This window comes from Streptomyces sp. NPDC004539, from assembly GCF_040610055.1.
Taxonomy (GTDB): Bacteria; Actinomycetota; Actinomycetes; order Streptomycetales; family Streptomycetaceae; genus Streptomyces.
Window position 1 is genome coordinate 45975 of the sequence record NZ_JBEXLS010000012.1, and the last position, 15586, is coordinate 61560.

At 72.6% G+C, this 15586-nt stretch carries 16 protein-coding genes; 11 read left to right on the forward strand and 5 right to left on the reverse strand.

From position 1 onward, the window contains the following. Positions 1-4: 4 nt before the first annotated feature. Both ABZX85_RS24695 and ABZX85_RS24700 read left to right on the forward strand, forming a co-directional pair. Positions 5-820: a mycofactocin-coupled SDR family oxidoreductase gene (locus ABZX85_RS24695; protein WP_355872447.1), complete on the forward strand. Its 816-nt coding sequence runs from the start codon at positions 5-7 to the stop codon at positions 818-820. A 16-nt stretch (positions 821-836) separates the two neighbouring features. Then, positions 837-1025, forward strand: a complete 189-nt coding sequence (locus ABZX85_RS24700) for a ferredoxin (protein ID WP_355872450.1) — start codon at positions 837-839, stop codon at positions 1023-1025. Positions 1026-1081: 56 nt separating this feature from the next. On the opposite strand, the gene ABZX85_RS24705 is transcribed toward ABZX85_RS24700, so the two are convergent. After that, positions 1082-1951 carry a VOC family protein gene (locus tag ABZX85_RS24705; protein ID WP_355872453.1) on the reverse strand — a complete coding sequence of 290 codons (870 nt, stop codon included), beginning with the start codon at positions 1949-1951 and terminating at the stop codon, positions 1082-1084. A 136-nt stretch (positions 1952-2087) separates the two neighbouring features. On the opposite strand from ABZX85_RS24705, the gene ABZX85_RS24710 reads away from it, so the two are divergent. Then, positions 2088-2948, forward strand: a complete 861-nt coding sequence (locus tag ABZX85_RS24710) for an alpha/beta fold hydrolase (RefSeq protein WP_355872455.1) — start codon at positions 2088-2090, stop codon at positions 2946-2948. Next, a complete protein-coding gene (locus tag ABZX85_RS24715; RefSeq protein WP_355872457.1) occupies positions 2945-3544 on the forward strand; it encodes a TetR/AcrR family transcriptional regulator in 600 nt (199 codons plus the stop codon). Before ABZX85_RS24710 ends, ABZX85_RS24715 begins: the two co-directional genes overlap by 4 nt. Positions 3545-3586: 42 nt before the next feature. On the opposite strand, the gene ABZX85_RS24720 is transcribed toward ABZX85_RS24715, so the two are convergent. Continuing rightward, a complete protein-coding gene (locus ABZX85_RS24720; protein WP_355872460.1) occupies positions 3587-5182 on the reverse strand; it encodes an FAD-binding protein in 1596 nt (531 codons plus the stop codon). Positions 5183-5427: 245 nt separating this feature from the next. Between ABZX85_RS24720 and ABZX85_RS24725 the strand changes: the two genes are divergently transcribed. The 4 genes from ABZX85_RS24725 (at position 5428) to ABZX85_RS24740 (ending at position 9184) form a co-directional block, all read left to right on the forward strand. Then, positions 5428-6252: a fumarylacetoacetate hydrolase family protein gene (locus ABZX85_RS24725; protein WP_355872463.1), complete on the forward strand. Its 825-nt coding sequence runs from the start codon at positions 5428-5430 to the stop codon at positions 6250-6252. After that, positions 6249-7193, forward strand: coding sequence for an acetaldehyde dehydrogenase (acetylating) (locus tag ABZX85_RS24730; protein WP_355872467.1), 945 nt, complete (start codon positions 6249-6251; stop codon positions 7191-7193). Before ABZX85_RS24725 ends, ABZX85_RS24730 begins: the two co-directional genes overlap by 4 nt. After that, entirely contained in the window at positions 7190-8200 is a 1011-nt protein-coding gene (dmpG, locus tag ABZX85_RS24735; RefSeq protein ID WP_355872470.1) for a 4-hydroxy-2-oxovalerate aldolase, read from the forward strand. Before ABZX85_RS24730 ends, dmpG begins: the two co-directional genes overlap by 4 nt. A gap of 243 nt (positions 8201-8443) precedes the next feature. Then, positions 8444-9184, forward strand: coding sequence for an IclR family transcriptional regulator (locus tag ABZX85_RS24740; protein WP_355872942.1), 741 nt, complete (start codon positions 8444-8446; stop codon positions 9182-9184). A gap of 113 nt (positions 9185-9297) precedes the next feature. On the opposite strand, the gene ABZX85_RS24745 is transcribed toward ABZX85_RS24740, so the two are convergent. Both ABZX85_RS24745 and ABZX85_RS24750 read right to left on the reverse strand, forming a co-directional pair. Next, entirely contained in the window at positions 9298-10059 is a 762-nt protein-coding gene (locus tag ABZX85_RS24745) for an SDR family oxidoreductase (protein WP_355872473.1), read from the reverse strand. A 3-nt stretch (positions 10060-10062) separates the two neighbouring features. Continuing rightward, a complete protein-coding gene (locus ABZX85_RS24750; RefSeq protein ID WP_355872475.1) occupies positions 10063-11583 on the reverse strand; it encodes a long-chain fatty acid--CoA ligase in 1521 nt (506 codons plus the stop codon). Positions 11584-11826: 243 nt separating this feature from the next. Here ABZX85_RS24750 and ABZX85_RS24755 point away from each other — a divergent pair, with 243 nt between their 5' ends. The 3 genes from ABZX85_RS24755 to ABZX85_RS24765 are packed head-to-tail and all read left to right on the forward strand — an operon-like array spanning position 11827 to position 14780. Continuing rightward, complete coding sequence (locus tag ABZX85_RS24755; RefSeq protein ID WP_355872944.1) at positions 11827-12534, forward strand: enoyl-CoA hydratase-related protein; 708 nt, start codon at positions 11827-11829, stop codon at positions 12532-12534. Between the two features lie 31 nt (positions 12535-12565). Further along, the gene (locus ABZX85_RS24760) at positions 12566-13624 is read left to right on the forward strand and encodes an alcohol dehydrogenase catalytic domain-containing protein (protein WP_355872478.1); all 1059 of its coding nucleotides are present in this window, start codon (positions 12566-12568) and stop codon (positions 13622-13624) included. 1 nt (position 13625) lies between these two features. Further along, positions 13626-14780: an acyl-CoA dehydrogenase family protein gene (locus ABZX85_RS24765; RefSeq protein WP_355872481.1), complete on the forward strand. Its 1155-nt coding sequence runs from the start codon at positions 13626-13628 to the stop codon at positions 14778-14780. On the opposite strand, the gene ABZX85_RS24770 is transcribed toward ABZX85_RS24765, so the two are convergent. After that, positions 14749-15498, reverse strand: coding sequence for a TetR/AcrR family transcriptional regulator (locus ABZX85_RS24770; RefSeq protein WP_355872483.1), 750 nt, complete (start codon positions 15496-15498; stop codon positions 14749-14751). The two genes, ABZX85_RS24765 and ABZX85_RS24770, sit on opposite strands and share 32 nt — an antisense overlap. Between the last annotated feature and the right edge of the window lie 88 nt (positions 15499-15586).

Consider the following 15586-nt stretch of genomic DNA (forward strand, 5'->3'; position numbering starts at 1 on the left):
GCAGTTGACGGGACGAGTCGAGGGCAAGGTCGCCCTGATCACCGGAGCCGCACGCGGCCAGGGCCGCTCGCACGCCGTGCGGCTCGCCGAGGAGGGCGCCGACATCGTCGTCACCGACGTCGGGCACGAGATCAGCGACGAGCTGCCCTATCCGCTGGGGACGAAGGAACAGCTCGCGGAGACCGTCGAGCTGGTGCGCGCGACCGGACGCGGGTGTGTCGCCGTCGAGGCCGACGTGCGGTCCATCGCCGACATGCGGGCGGCGGTCGACGCCGCGCACAGTGAATTCGGCCGGCTGGACACGGTGATCGCCAACGCGGGCGTCATGAGTTCCGGTGCCGCCTGGGAGTTGAGCGAGGAGGCGTGGGACGTCGTGGTCGACGTCAACCTGAAAGGGGCGTGGAACACGGCGCGGGCCGCGATACCGGGGCTGATCGAGGCGGGGCAGGGCGGGTCGATCGTCCTGATCAGCTCCGCCGCCGGAATCCGCGGACATGTGCCCTACGCGCACTACGTCGCCGCCAAGCACGGCGTCGTCGGCCTCATGAAGGCCCTGGCCAACGAACTCGCCCCGCACCGCGTCCGCGTGAACACCGTCCACCCCACCGGGGTCAGCGACACCGGCATCGGCGTCGGTGTCCCGGTCGAGGAACTCGCCGCCCGCGAACCCCTGTTCGCCCTCGCCGCGATGAACCCCCTCGCCCCGTACGTCGAACCCCGCGACGTCTCCAACGCCGTCCTGTTCCTCGCCTCCGACGAGGCCCGCTACGTCACCGGCCTCCAGTTCACCGTGGACGCCGGCTCCACCAACAAACCGTAGGACGGAGGTGAGCCGAGTGAAGATCTCCATCGACCCGGGGTCCTGCTCGGGACACGCCCGCTGCGCGGCGGCGGCCCCCGCACTGTTCCGCCTCGACGACGACGGCTACGCCCTGCCGTACGACGGCGAGGTCCCCGACGGCCAGGAGGAGACCGCCCGCGACGGCGAACGGGCCTGCCCGGAACGGGCGATCACCGTCGGGTGAGACGGCGAAAGAGCCCCACGGTGACGTGGGGCTCTTCCCGTACCGAGAGCCGGTGCTCAGCCGGCGGGCTGCGGCGGCGGGGTGAAGTTGTGTCCCCAGAACGCGCCGTCGGTGATCTCGTACACCGGGACCGGCTCCGGCACCTTCAGGCCGTTCCAGCCGAACTCGACGGCGATGTTCTCCGGCGACCACACGTAGAACGACACCATGTGGTCGTTCGTGTGCTTGCCGAGGCTGTGCATCATCGGCACCTCGTACTTCGCCGCCCGGTCCAGCGCGAGACCCACGTCGTCCAGCGTCGCCGCCTCCACCATGAAGTGCAGCAGCCGCCCCGGGCCCGGCGCCGGGGTGATGCCCAGAGTGTGGTGGCGCGGGTTGCAGCCCAGGAACCAGGTCGTGCCGCCGGGGCCCTTCATCGTGTTGCGCTCGACGAAGCCCAGCACACCCACATAGAAGTCGAACGCCGCCCGCGCGTCCTCGGCGGACACGATCGCGTGCCCGAACCCCATGTCGCCGGTCACGAACCTCGACACCAGGGGCGTCGTCACCGGGACATGGTCGAGGACCGTCCCGTAGTACAGCTCGACCGGGTTGCCGCCCGGGTCCGCGAACCTGGCGAACCCGGTGACCTTCCGCTCCGCCGCCTCCGCCTCCGTACCGGCCGTCACCTTGATGCCGGACCTCTCGACGTCCGCGACGAGCTTCGCCAGCTCCCGCTCGTCCAGCACCTCGAAGCCCAGCGCCGTCGTCGCGGGCTGGGCGCCCGGCGAGACCACGATCCGGGCGGGATGGTCGTCCATCCGGAACGACAGCGACCCCGAGTCGCTCTCCACCGGCATCAGACCGAGGAAGTCGGCCCCGAAAGCCCGCCACTTGCCCAGGTCACCGGACTCCAGCCGCAGGTACCCGAGTGAACGCACGCCCATCAGGCCCTCCCCTCACATCGGTTCGTCATCGTCACGACGGCGACGGTAGGCAGAGCCCCCGCCCGCCCGCCGAACCCGTCCCACTGATCGGGAGCCGTACGCCTCACCCCGCCGCCCCGGTGCGACGGTGACCGGCATGACCCTCAGCTACGACGACACCCTGCGCGAACTCCCCACCGCCGACGGCACGTTGCGCTACCACGAAGCTGGCGACGGCCCCCCGCTGCTCCTGCTGCACGGCTCCGGACCCGGGGTCACCGGCTGGCGCAACTACCGGGACAACCTCCCCGCCCTCGCCGGGCACTTCCGCTGCCTGGCCCTGGAGTTCCCCGGCTTCGGCGTCAGCGACCCGACCCCCGAGAGCCCGATGGCCGCCGGCCCCAAGGCCGTCCTGCGCTTCCTCGACGGCCTCGGACTCGACCGCGTCGACGTCATCGGCAACTCCATGGGCGGCTACGTCGCCGTCGGCCTCGCCGTCGCCCACCAGGACCTCTTCCGGCGGATCGTCACCATCGGCGGCGTCGGCCGCAACATCCTCTCCCCGGCGCCCAGCGAGGGCCTCAACCTCCTCGTCGAGTTCGCCGAGAACCCCACCCGCGACAACCTCGTCCAGTGGCTGCGCGCGATGGTCCACGACCCGGCGCTCCTCACCGACGAACTGATCGAGGACCGCTGGGCGAGCGCCACCGACCCGGAGACCCTGGAGGCGTCCCGCCGCATCTACGGCCGGCAGGCCATGGCCGGCATCCTCGCCGCGCAGGCGCACGACGACCGCCCGATCTGGGCCGCCCTCCACAAGGTCACCGCCCCCACCCTCCTCACCTGGGGCCGCGACGACCGCGTCACTCCCCTCGACAACGCGCTCCTGCCGCTGCGCACCATCCCCAAGGCGGAACTGCACGTCCTGCCCGACTGCGGGCACTGGGCGATGATCGAGCAGAAGGAGGCATGGGAGAGCGCGGTCCTGGCGTTCCTGACCCGCCCGGAGGCGGGATGAGCGTGCGGGCCTTCGGCGCGGGGCCCCCGGAGTACTTCAAGGCGGGGCCGTCGGAGGTACGACGCCCCGCCGCACCCACGTCCATCCGCCAGGCCGCCCGCCGCGTCCGCATCCTGCGCGCCGCCTCCGCGCTCGGCGCCCGCGACGGACTCGCCGGCGTCCAGATGCACGACGTCGCCCGGGAGGCCGGGGTGGCCATCGCCACCCTGTACCGCTACTTCCCCTCCAAGCCCGGCCTGTTCCTCGCCGTCCTGGAGTGGCACATCGAACAGTTCCTGGACGACACCGACACGGACGCCGACCTCGCCGACACGTTCGTCGAGCTGACCGACGAACTCCTGGCGAGCCCCCTGCTCGCCTCGGCCGTCGCGCTCTCCTCGTTCACCGAGTACGCCGGAGCCGTCCCCACCCGCATCGACATCACCGGCACCGCCCTGGGCCGCAGGGCGCTCGGCCACCTCGGCAGCGGCAGCCGGGTCCGCATGCTCGTCTACACCTGGTGGGGACTGTTCGTGGCCGTCCTCACCGAGGAACTCACCCCCGACCAGGCGGAACACGACCTGCGGCTCGCCGCCCGGCTGGCCGCCGCCCGCTGAACCGGGCCCGGGACCCGCGGGGGAGTCCCGGGCCCGGCGCTCTCACTTCCCGGCGAGGTCCAGCACCGCCAGATAGGAGAACGCGATGCTCGACCCGATCGGCGTCCCCGCCCCCGGATACACCCGCCCCGACATCGCGGCGGCCGTGTTCCCGGCCGCGTACAGACCGGGGATCGCGCTCCCGTCGGGCCGCAGGACCCGGGCGTGGACGTCGGTCCGCAGACCGCCCTTCGTACCGATGTCGGCGGGCAGGATCGTCGCCGCGTAGAACGGCGGCTCCTCGATCGGCAGGAGCAGCGGGTTCGGCCACCGGGTCTCCGGGACCGCCGGGAAGTTCTGCCGGGGGTCGGCGGCGAACGGCACGATGTGGTGGAACATCTGGTCCCACACCGACTCGCCGCGCCGGAACCGCTCGTCGACGCCCGTGCGCGCGAACCCGTTGAACTCCTCGACGGTCGCGCGCAGTCCGCCGTACGGAACGCCGATCAGGTCCGCCAGTTCCTTCAGGCTGTCGGCCCGCTTGAGGGCGCCCGACTCCAGCCACTCGGGGCGGGGCGGTTCGTCGGGCGGGCCGCCGAAGCTGTCGCGGTCGATCACACGCTGGTCGAAGATCCAGTGGGCGGGGACGTGGGAGACGCCCGAGGTGCGGTGCAGGCGCATGATCTCGTGGCCGGCCTGGTCGTAGGGGCGGGTCTCGTTGACGAAGCGTTCGCCCGCGCCGTTGACCCAGATCCCGGCGCGGGTCCCGGTGTGGAACACGGGCCGCCCGTCCGGCTGGACGAGACCGGGCACGAACCACGCCTCGTCGAGGAGGTCGGTGTCCGCGCCGACGGCGATCCCGGCCCGCAGCGCGTCCCCGGTGTTCGCGCCGACGCCGTTGGACCACTCGCCGGTCAGCGGGCCCTGGTGCTTCTCGCGCAGCACACGGTCGTGCTCGAAACCGCCCGCCGCGAGCAGCACCCCCAGCGAGGCCCGCAGCCGCACCCGCTCACCGCCGCTGACCGCGTCGATCCCGACGACCCTGCCGTCCTCGACGACCAGGCTCTCCAGCGCGGTGTCCAGCCGCAGCGTGCCGTGCCCGGTCGCGAGGAACGCGGCCAGCGCCCGCCCGATCAACGCCCGCCCGCCCGACACCAGTCGGCCTTCGTCGAAGCCCCAGCGTTCGGTGGGCAGGGAACGGCGGACCAGCGGGGCGTGCGCCTCGATCCCGGCGAGGTCCAGAGGAGTCGGGAACACGGTGTGCCCGGTGGGGGAGGCGCCCGGCGCGGTCGTGAAGTAGTCCGGGACCGGGCCGTGGACGAACGACCCGAACCAGGGGTTCTCCTCCAGCTCGTCGATCAGCCGCGCCCCGGCCGCCAGGTACGCGTCCTGGAGCGCCTCGCGGGAGGGGTCCGCGACGACGTGCCGCAGATACGCCCGCGCCTCTTCGACGTCGTCCCCGAGACCCGCCCGGCGCAGCGGCGCCGAACCCGGGAACCACAGCCCCGCCCCGGAGTAGGCGACGGTCCCGCCCACCAGCCCGGTCTTCTCCACGACCAGCGTGCGCAGCCCGCGCGCCGCCGCCGTGTACGCCCCGACGAGCCCTCCGCCCGAACCGACGACGATCACGTCGTAATCGACCTCGTTGTCGACGCTCACCACGACCTCCTCATGCCTGCTTCAAGGGGTGCGGGACAAGGGGAGGCGGACGCGGCCCGGATGCGCCGAGGGGCCGGTGGACGTCCCAGGTTCCACCGGCCGCGGCGTCCCGCCACCGAGTCGGGACGGTAACGAGCCGTCCACCGGACGGGGTCCGGCCATCTCGGTGAGCGAGACCGCCCGGCCGTCCCGATGAGCGGTACTCCGGGCCGCCCGGCCCGCGCCGGTCGCCCAGGCTGTCGTGGATGCGAACGACAGACGTCACGAACACCGCCGTGGTGCGCGACGCGGCCCGGCGGCTCACCCGGGCCGCCGCCGACCGCGCGCCCTGCCCACCCGTGCGGGACCTCCTCGGCACGACCGACATCGGCCTCGCCTACACCGTCCAGCAACAGGTCGTCGGCGAGCGGATCGCCGCCGGGGCCCGTGTCGTCGGCCGCAAGATCGGCCTCACCTCGCCGTCCGTCCAGGCCCAAGTGGGCGTCGACCGGCCCGACTTCGGGGTCCTCCTCGACGACATGGACGTCAGCGCCCTGCCCGAGGTGCCGAGCTCCCGGCTGCTGCAACCCCGCGTCGAGGCGGAGATCGCGTTCGTGCTCGCCGAGGATCTGGCCGACGGCGACCTGGACGTCGGCCGGGTCGCGGCGGCCGTCGGGCACGCGGTCGCGGCGCTGGAGATCGTGGACAGCAGGGTCGCCGGCTGGGACATCGCGATCACCGACACGGTCGCCGACAACGCCTCCAGCGGACTCTTCGTCCTCGGTGAACACCCCGTACCGCTCGGCGACCTCACCCCCCGGGACGTGACCATGCGGCTCTACGCCGACGGCGTGCTCGCCTCCGAGGGGAACGGCGCCGCCTGCCTCGGCGACCCCCTCGCCGCGCTGCTCTGGCTGGCGCGCACGGCACGGGAGTTCGGCGATCCGCTGCGCGCCGGACAGATCGTGCTCTCCGGGGCGCTGGGCCCGCTCGTCCCCGTACCGCCGGGGACGGTCGTCCGGGCCGAACTGACGGGCCTCGGGCCGGTCACCGCGACGTTCTCCCGCGTACACGAGGAAGAAGAAGGATGACGAAGACGAAAGTGGCCGTGATCGGCTCCGGCAACATCGGCACCGACCTGATGATCAAGGTGCTGCGGCTGTCCGAGACCCTGGAGATGGCCGCGCTGGTGGGCATCGACCCGGACTCCGACGGCCTCGCGCGCGCCGCCCGGCTCGGAGTGCCGACGACACACAAGGGCGTGGACGGGCTGATCGGCATGCCGGGCTTCGAGGAGATCGGCATCGTCTTCGACGCCACCTCCGCCAAGGCCCACCTCACCAACGCCGAGAAGCTCGCCCCCTACGGGAAACGCCTCGTCGACCTGACGCCGGCCGCGATCGGGCCGTACGTCGTGCCGACCGTGAACCTCGACGAGCACCTCGGGCTCGGCAACGTCAACATGGTCACCTGCGGCGGGCAGGCGACCATCCCGATCGTCCACGCCGTCGGCAGGGTGACGCCCGTGCCGTACGCGGAGATCGTCGCCTCCATCTCGTCCCGCTCGGCGGGGCCCGGGACGCGGGCCAACATCGACGAGTTCACGGAGACCACGGCGGGCGCGATCGAGAAGGTGGGCGGGGCCGCGCGGGGCAAGGCGATCATCGTGCTGAACCCGGCGGAGCCGCCGCTGATCATGCGGGACACCGTGTACTGCCTGATCGGCGACGCCGACCACGACGCGGTGCGGGCCTCGGTCGAGGAGATGGTGGCCGCCGTCGCCGAGTACGTGCCGGGCTACCGGCTCAAGCAGGAGGTGCAGTTCACGCCGGTCGCCGCCGGAGAACCCGTGCACACGCTGCTGCCGCCCGGCGCCGGGGACGTCACCACGCGGGTCTCGGTGTTCCTCGAAGTGGAGGGCGCCGCCCACTACCTGCCCGCCTACGCGGGCAACCTCGACATCATGACCTCGGCCGCGCTGCGCGTCGCCGAGCGCATCGCCCTGCGGACGACCAGCGAGGTGGGCAAGTGACACGCGGGCTCTACATCCAGGACGTCACCCTGCGGGACGGCATGCACGCCGTACGGCACCGGATCACGCCGGACTTCGTGGCCCGGATCTCCGCGGCCCTCGACGCCGCCGGGGTCGACGCGATCGAGGTCGCCCACGGCGACGGCCTCGCGGGCGGCTCCCTCAACTACGGGCCGGGCAGCAACACGGACTGGGAGTGGATCGAGGCCGCCGCCGACGCCGTCGACCGCGCCGTCCTCACCACCCTGCTCCTCCCCGGCATCGGCACCATCGAGGAACTGAGGCGGGCCAGTGCGCTGGGCGTCCGCTCGGTGCGCATCGCCACCCACTGCACCGAGGCCGACGTGTCCGCCCAGCACATCGCCACCGCCCGCGAACTCGGCATGGACGTCTCCGGGTTCCTGATGATGGCCCACATGGCACCCCCGGAGAAACTCGCGGAGCAGGCCAAGCTGATGGAGTCGTACGGCGCGCACTGCGTGTACGTCACCGACTCCGGCGGCCGTCTGACGATGGACGGCGTCCGCGACCGTATCCGCGCCTATCGGGACGTCCTCGACCCGGAGACCCAGATCGGCATCCACGCCCACGAGAACCTCTCCCTCTCCGTCGCCAACAGCGTCGTCGCCGTCGAGGAGGGCGTGACCCGTGTGGACGCCTCCCTCGCAGGACAGGGCGCCGGCGCGGGCAACTGCCCCATCGAGCCCTTCGTCGCCGTCGCGAACCTCCTCGACTGGAAACACGGCTGCGACCTGCACGCCCTCCAGGACGCCGCCGACGACCTGGTACGGCCCTTGCAGGACCGGCCGGTCCGCGTCGACCGGGAGACCCTCACCCTCGGGTACGCGGGCGCCTACTCCAGCTTCCTGCGGCACGCCGAGACCGCCGCCCGGCAGTACGGGCTCGACGCCCGGACCATCCTGGAGGAGGTCGGCCGGCGGGGACTGGTCGGCGGGCAGGAGGACATGATCGTCGACATCGCCCTCGACCTCACCCGCACCGCCTGACCCTCACGACACCCGCGCCGCGCCCACCCGGGCGCGGCGCTTTTTCCTGCCCCCGCGAAGCCCCGGCGAATAATAGACCGAACGCCCCAATCAATCCGTGCACGACTCTGTCTCCACGGACGAGGCATTGATACGTTGACATCGGCGCCGAACTAGAATTCATTTCAGTTTGAGCAGGAGGCACCGACGCCGATGTCTGCCCTTCGCCTGGAAACGCCCCCCGCAGGGACCCTTCCCCCGTCGATGATGGAGCGGGTCACCCTGATCATGGACCTCTTCGAACGCCCCCAGACCCATCTGACCCTGGAGACGGTCTCCCGCGGCACCCGCCTGCCGCGCTCCACCACCCACCGCATCCTCGACCAGCTCGTCCGCCTCGACTGGCTGCGGCACACCGACGCCGGATACACCCTGGGCGAACGGGCGCTCGGCCTCGGCGGCCGGGAGACCGCGCACAGCGCCCTGCGCGCCGCCGCCGCGCCCCACCTCCTCGACCTCGCCGTGCGGACCCGGATGGTCGTCCACCTCGCCGTGCTCGACGGGCCCGAGATCTACTACCTGGACAAGATCGGCGGCCGGGCCGCCGTCGACATCCCCTCCCGGGTCGGCGGCCGGGCCGTCGCCCACTGCACCGGGCTCGGCAAGGCGATGCTGGCGCTGCTGAGCCCCGAGGAGATCGACGCCCGGTACGCGGCGACGATGGAGTGCCGGACCCGGCGCAGCATCGGCCGCCTCGACCAGCTGCACCGCGAACTCGCCCTGATCCGGCGGCGGGGCGGGCTCGCCGTGGAGCGCGGCGAGTGCTTCCCGCACCTCGGCTGCGTGGGCCTCGCCCTGCGCGGACCCGAGGGCCCGATCGGGGCCGTCTCCGTCGTCGGGGACGGCCGCTCCTCCCTGGAACTCGTCGCACCGCTGGTCGTCGACACGGTCCGCGCCGTCATGGCGGACCTGTTCCAGGCGCCGGCCCCCGGCCTGACCGGCTGACCGAGAGGGCTGAGCAGCGGGCCGGAGAGGAAGGCCGACGCGCGTACGGACCACGCGTCGGCCCGGCCTCACCAGGCCCCCTCATGGGGACCCGGCCTCACCACGCCCCGGCCTCACCAGGCCGTCCAGCCCCCGTCCACCGTCACCGTCGTCCCCGTCACGTAGCGGGCCGCGTCCGACGCGAGGAACACCGCCGCGCCCCCCAGCTCCTCGGGGTCCCCGACCCGCCCCACCGGCGTGCCCCCCACGATGCGCTCCCCCCACTTGCTGTCGAGGAGCCCGGAGGAGAGGTCGGTGCGGAAGTAGCCGGGGGCCAGGGAGTTGACGCGGACCCCCCGGTCGGCCCACTCGACGGCCAGCGCCCGGGTGAGCGCCTCGGTGCCGCCCTTGCTCGCGGCGTACGCGGCGATCCGCTCGAACCCGGTGACCGCGTGCACGGACGACACGTTCACGATCGACCCCGCGCCCTGCGCCAGCATCGCCTTCCCCGCCTCGCGGCAGCAGAAGAACGTGCCCTGGAGGTTGACGTCCAGCACGCGCCGCCAGTCCTCGTCGGTGACGTACTCGCTGCGCGTGAAGTGCGGGCTGATCCCGGCGCAGTTGACGGCCACGTCGAGCCGCCCCAGCTCCCCGGTGATCCGCCCGACCGTCTCCCGCACGGTGTCCGCGTCCGCGACGGACCCCGGCACGACCAGCACGTCACCGCCGGCCTCCGCGCGCAGGCTCTCCAGGTCACGGGCCGTCCGCGCGGTCGCCGCGACGGTCGCTCCCGCCTGCGAGAGCGCGACGGCGATCGCCCGCCCGAGGCCCTTGCCCGCGCCCGTCACCCAGGCGACCTTCCCGTCCAGCCGCAGCGCGCTGTTGACGTCGGCCACGGCTCAGCCCTCCACGGGAAGGTCGCGCAGGGTCCGCTTGAGGACCTTGCCGGACGGCGTACGGGGCAGCTCGTCCACGAAGTCGAAACGCGCCGGCACCTTGAACCCGGCCAGCCGCTCCCGGCAGAACCCGCGCAGCTCCTCCGCGTCCGCCGAGGCACCCGGCCGCACCACGACGAACGCGCGCGGCACCTCGCCCCAGCGCGGATGCGCGAGCCCCACGACCGCCGCCTCCAGCACCCCCGGGTGCTCGTACAGCACCCGCTCCACCTCCGGCGTCGCGATGTTCTCGCCGCCGGAGACGATCATGTCCTTCTTGCGGTCGTCGACGTAGAGGAAGCCGTCCTTGTCGACGTGCCCGATGTCCCCGGTGTGGAACCAGCCGTCGCGCAGCGCCGCCGCCGTCGCCTTCTCGTCGCGCCAGTAGCCCGCGAACACCTTCGGGCCGCGCAGCGTGATCTCGCCCAGCTCCCCGGGCGGCGCCTCCCGGCCGGTGTCGTCGACGATCCGCACGCGCGTGTGCGGCACGGGACGGCCCACCGAACCGAGCTTGGACAGGGCGTGCTCCCGGTCGAGGAACGTGTCGCCGGAGACGGTCTCGGTGAGGCCGTAGGCGTCCGCGAACCAGGCGTTCGGGAACGCCGTCATGATCCGCCGCAGCACCGGCTCCGGGGTCTTCTCGCCGCCGCCGAGGACGAACCGCACTGAGGAGGTGTCGTACGACGCGCGGTCCGGGACCTCCAGGACCGCGTTCACCATCGCCGGGGCCAGCCACACGTTCGTCACCCCGTGGTCCTGGATCGCGCGTAGGGCGCCCGCCGCGTCGAAACGGCGCTGGAGGACGACGCCGCCGCCCGCGTAGAGCGTCGCCAGGGCGGGCATGTCGAGGCCGCCGACGTGGTAGAGCGGGCCGCACACCAGGGTCGTGTCGGCGGCGGTCAGGCCGAAGTGGACGATGTGCGCGAGGTTCTTGGCCTGCACGTTCCCGTGCGTGATCCGCACACCCTTGGGGCGTGAGGTGGTGCCCGAGGTGTACATCAGGCGCTGGAGGTCGTCGGGGGCCGCGTCCACGGTCTCCTCGTGTCCGGCGCCGAGGAGGTCCTCGTAGCCGGTCCAGCCCTCGGCGGTGTCGTCGTCCACGATCACCATGTGGTCCAGGGACGGGGTGCGCCCGGCGAGGCGGTCCACGGGGCGCACGAACTCCGGTTCCGTGACGATCGCCTTCGCCTCGGCGTTGTCCAGGATGTACGCCCACTCCTCCTCGGAGAGGCGGTAGTTGAGCGGCAGGAACACCGCCCCGATCCGGCTCGTCGCGTACAGCAGCTCCAGGAACTCCGGGCGGTTGTACAGCAGCAGCGCGACGACGTCGCCGCGCCCGACGCCCAGGTCGGTGAGACCGGCGGCGAGCCGGCCGACCCGGTCGTGGAGCTCCCGCACCGTCAGGCGGCGGTCGTCCTGGGTCACGGCCACGGCGTCGGGGCGCTGGGCCAGGTGGTAATCGAGGATGCTCGCGAAATTGTGCACGGCTCTCTCTCGGCTCTGCGGCGGGAATGTCCCGACCGGTCGGTTGCCTGCTCCCAAGATTTAGTGTACCTCTTGGTCTATAAAACTTGTCGCCGCACTGTACGACGGCGTGTACACATCGACAACCGTCCCCGCGGCACCCGACGCGGACCGCTCTCCGCAGCAGAGGAGGCCCCCGTGCCACCACGCATCCGCCTCGGCACCGAAGCGGGCGTCGCCACGCTCCGCCTCGACCACCCGCCGATGAACGCCTTCGACACCCTCCAGCGCAAGGAACTCGCCGCCCGGGTCCGCGAACTGGCCGACACCCGGGACGTCCGGGCCGTCGTCCTGTACGGCGGGGAGCGGCTCTTCGCGGCCGGCGCGGACGTCAAGGCGCTGGCCGCCATGGGCCCCGACGAGGTCCGCGGCTGGAACCGCGCCCTCCAGCGCACCTTCGACGAGGTCGCCCGTCTCCCGATGCCGGTCGTCGCCGCGATCACCGGGTACGCCCTCGGCGGCGGCCTCGAACTGGCCCTCACCGCCGACCACCGCATCGTCGCGGACGACGCGGTCCTCGGCCAGCCCGAGGTGCAGCTCGGCATCCTCCCCGGCTCCGGCGGCACCCAGCGCCTGACCCGGCTGATCGGCCCCTCGCGGGCCAAGAACCTCCTGATGACCGGACGCCGGGTGAGCGCCGCCGAGGCGCTGGCCCTGGGCCTCGTCGACGAGGTCGTCCCGGCCCCGGAGGTGTACGACACCGCCGTCGCCTACGCGCGCCGGCTCGCCGAGGGGCCCGCCGCCGCGCTGGAGGCGATCAAGGAGGCCGTGGACCACGGCGCCGACGCCGGCATGGCGGCCGGGCTCGCCCTCGAACGGTCGCTGTTCACAGGGGTGTTCGGGACGGCCGACGCGGCGCACGGCCTGCGGTCCTTCCTGGAGCACGGGCCCGGGAAGGCCCGGTTCGAGTGACGGCGACGACGACCGAGAGGGGTGGGCGGACATGCGGGCACTGAGATGGCACGGCGCGGGCGACCTGCGGCTCGAAGAGGTGGCCGAGCCGCCCGAGCCCGCACCGCACGAGGCCGTGGTGGAGGTGGCCTGGTGCGGGGTGTGCGGCACCGACCTGCACGAGTTCCTCGAAGGGCCGCACATGATCCGCACCGGGCCGCATCCGCTGACCGGGGCGCGTCCGCCGCTGGCCCTCGGGCACGAACTCAGCGGCACCGTCGTCGCGTTGGGCGCCGAGGTGCCCGGGATCGCGGTCGGGGACCGGGTGGCCGCCGACCCCGTGTGGCGGTGCGGGGTCTGCTTCTGGTGCGTGCGCGGCGAGTACCACATCTGTCCCAGGAGCGGGTCCGTGGGCCTCGCCTCACCCGGCGGCTTCGCGGACCGCGTCACCGTGCCGATCGCCGGTCTCACCAGGCTCCCCGACAACGTGAGTGACGAACTCGCCGCCGTCGCCGAGCCGATGGCCGTCGGCCTGCACGCCGTCACCCGTGCCGGGGTCCGCCCCGGAGACAACGTTCTCGTCGTCGGCGGCGGCCCCATCGGCGTCGCCGTCGTCCTCGCCGCGCGACTCGCGGGCGCCGCCGGGCTGTTCGTCAGCGAACCCGTCGCCGCCCGCCGCGAGACACTCCTCGGCATCGGCGTCACGAAGGCGTACGACCCGCGCGAGAGCGACGTACGCCGCGAGGTCTTCCTGCGCACCGGGCGCATCGGGCCCGACGTCGTCATCGACGCGACCGGGATTCCGGCGCTCGCCGCGCAGGCCGTCGCGACCGTGCGCAGGGGCGGGCGGGTCGTGCTCGCGGGCGTCGGGCACGGCAGCGTGGAGATCGACCTCGGCCAACTCGTCTTCTACGAGCGGTCCGTGCTCGGCACGCTCGGCTACAACTTCGACATCCCCCGCGTGATCGGCCTCATGAGCACCGGGCGCCTCGACGCCTCGCCGCTGATCACCGGACGCCTGCCGCTGGCGGACGGCGCCGGGGTCTTCGCCGACCTCGCCGCCGACCGCGCGAAGCACCTCAAGGTGCTGCTGACCCCGAAGGGACTGTGACATGGATTTCGACCTGCCCGAGGAGACCCGGGACCTCCAGGACATGGTCCGGGAGTTCGCGGCCAAGGAGATCACCCCGAACGCCGCCGAGTGGTCCGAGAACGAGCACTTCCCCACCCACGTCTTCACCAAGCTCGGCGAACTCGGCCTCATGGGCATGCTCGTCCCCGAGGAGTACGACGGCGCCGGCTCCGACACCGTCTCCTACGTCGCCGTCATGGAGGAACTCGGCGCCGCCGACCAGTCCGTGGCCTCCTCCTGGAACGCCCACTCGACGATCGCGACCCTCCCGCTCCTCGCCTACGGCACCGAGGAGCAGAAGCGCCGCTGGCTCGCCCCCCTCGCGCGCGGCGAGGCCATCGGCGCGTTCGGCCTGACCGAGCCCGGCGCCGGGTCCGACGCCGCCGGGATCGCCACCACCGCCCGCCGCGCGGACGGGGGCTGGCTGATCAACGGCACGAAGATGTTCATCACCAACGCCGGCACCGACATCAGCCAGGGCGTCACCCTGCTGGCCACCACCGGCAAGGGGGAGGACGGGCGGAAACGGTTCGCCACCTTCTACGTGCCGACCGGGACGCCCGGCTACACCTGCGGGGCCAAACTGCGCAAGCTCGGCTGGCACGCCATGGACACGCGCGAACTCGTCTTCGAGGACTGCTGGATCTCCGACGACCACCTCATCGGGGAGGAGGGCAACGGGCTGCGGCAGTTCCTCTCCGTCCTCGACAAGGGGCGCATCAGCGTCGCCGCGCTCGGGCTCTCCCTCGCCAAGGCGGCTCTGGGGCTCGCCGTCAAACACGCCACGGAACGGCACCAGTTCGGGCGTCCGCTCGCCGACTTCCAGGCCGTCGCGCACAAGATCGCCGACATCGGCACCGAATTCGAGGCCGCGCGCTGGATGGTGTACCGGGCCGCGTGGCTCGCCGACCGGGGGCGGCCGTACAGCACCGAGGCGGCGATGGCCAAGCTGTACGCCTCCGAGGTCGCGAACCGGGCCGCGTCGCAGGCCGTCCAGATCCACGGGGGCTACGGCTATGTGCGGGAGTCGGAGGTGTCGCGGTTCTACGCGGACGCCAAGATCCTGGAGATCGGGGAGGGGACGAACGAGATCCAGCGGGACGTCATCGCGCGGGCGTTGGTGCGGCGGGGGTAGCGGGGCCGGCGGGGCTGGGTTCGACGGGGTGCCGCCAGGGGGACTCGGGGTCGAGGGGGAGGCCGGGGTGGGCGCGTGTGAAGGCCGCCGCCTCCCGCTCGACGTCGGGCAGGACGGCGCCCGGGGTGCCGAAGCCGCGCATCAGGGTCTCGCAGTACTCGCGGGACAGATAGGCGGCGTCCCAGCGGCCCTCGGGCTTCACCCACTGATAGGTGTGGTTGTGGAGGTTCAGGAACTGCAAGGTGGCCACCCGCGGATCGACCGGACGGAAGCCGCCCGCGGCCACCGCCTCCTCGATCAGCCCCCGCACCACGCGCTCGAACTCGGCCCGCTGCCCGAGCAGGGTCGACAGGGCCTCCCCGGTCAGGCTGCGGTAGTCGTGCTCGTAGACCCAGATGTGGTCCAGACGGCGGAAGATGATCGTCAGGAGCGCCTCCGACAGCAGCCGCAGCCGCACCAGGGGACCGGCGTCCAGGGCCGCGATCTCCCGGGCCCGGGTCAGCAGCGGGGTCATCACCCGGCCCTGGATCTCGATCAGCAGGTTCTCCTTGGAGTCGATGTAGTAGTACAGCGCCCCCTTGGCGAGCCCGACCGCCCGGCCCAGGTCGTTCACCGAGGTCGCCGCGTAGCCCTGGCGGGCGAACAGCTCGGCGGCCGTGTCGATGATCTTCTGCCGCCGGACCTCGAACCCCGGCCCGTGCCCCGGTGGTCTGGGCATCGCCACACTCCCCGCCTCGATAGTTTGCTAGACCAGACGGTACATTAAAAGAACGACTCAGGCGGAGCGGTATGTACCGCCCGCGCGA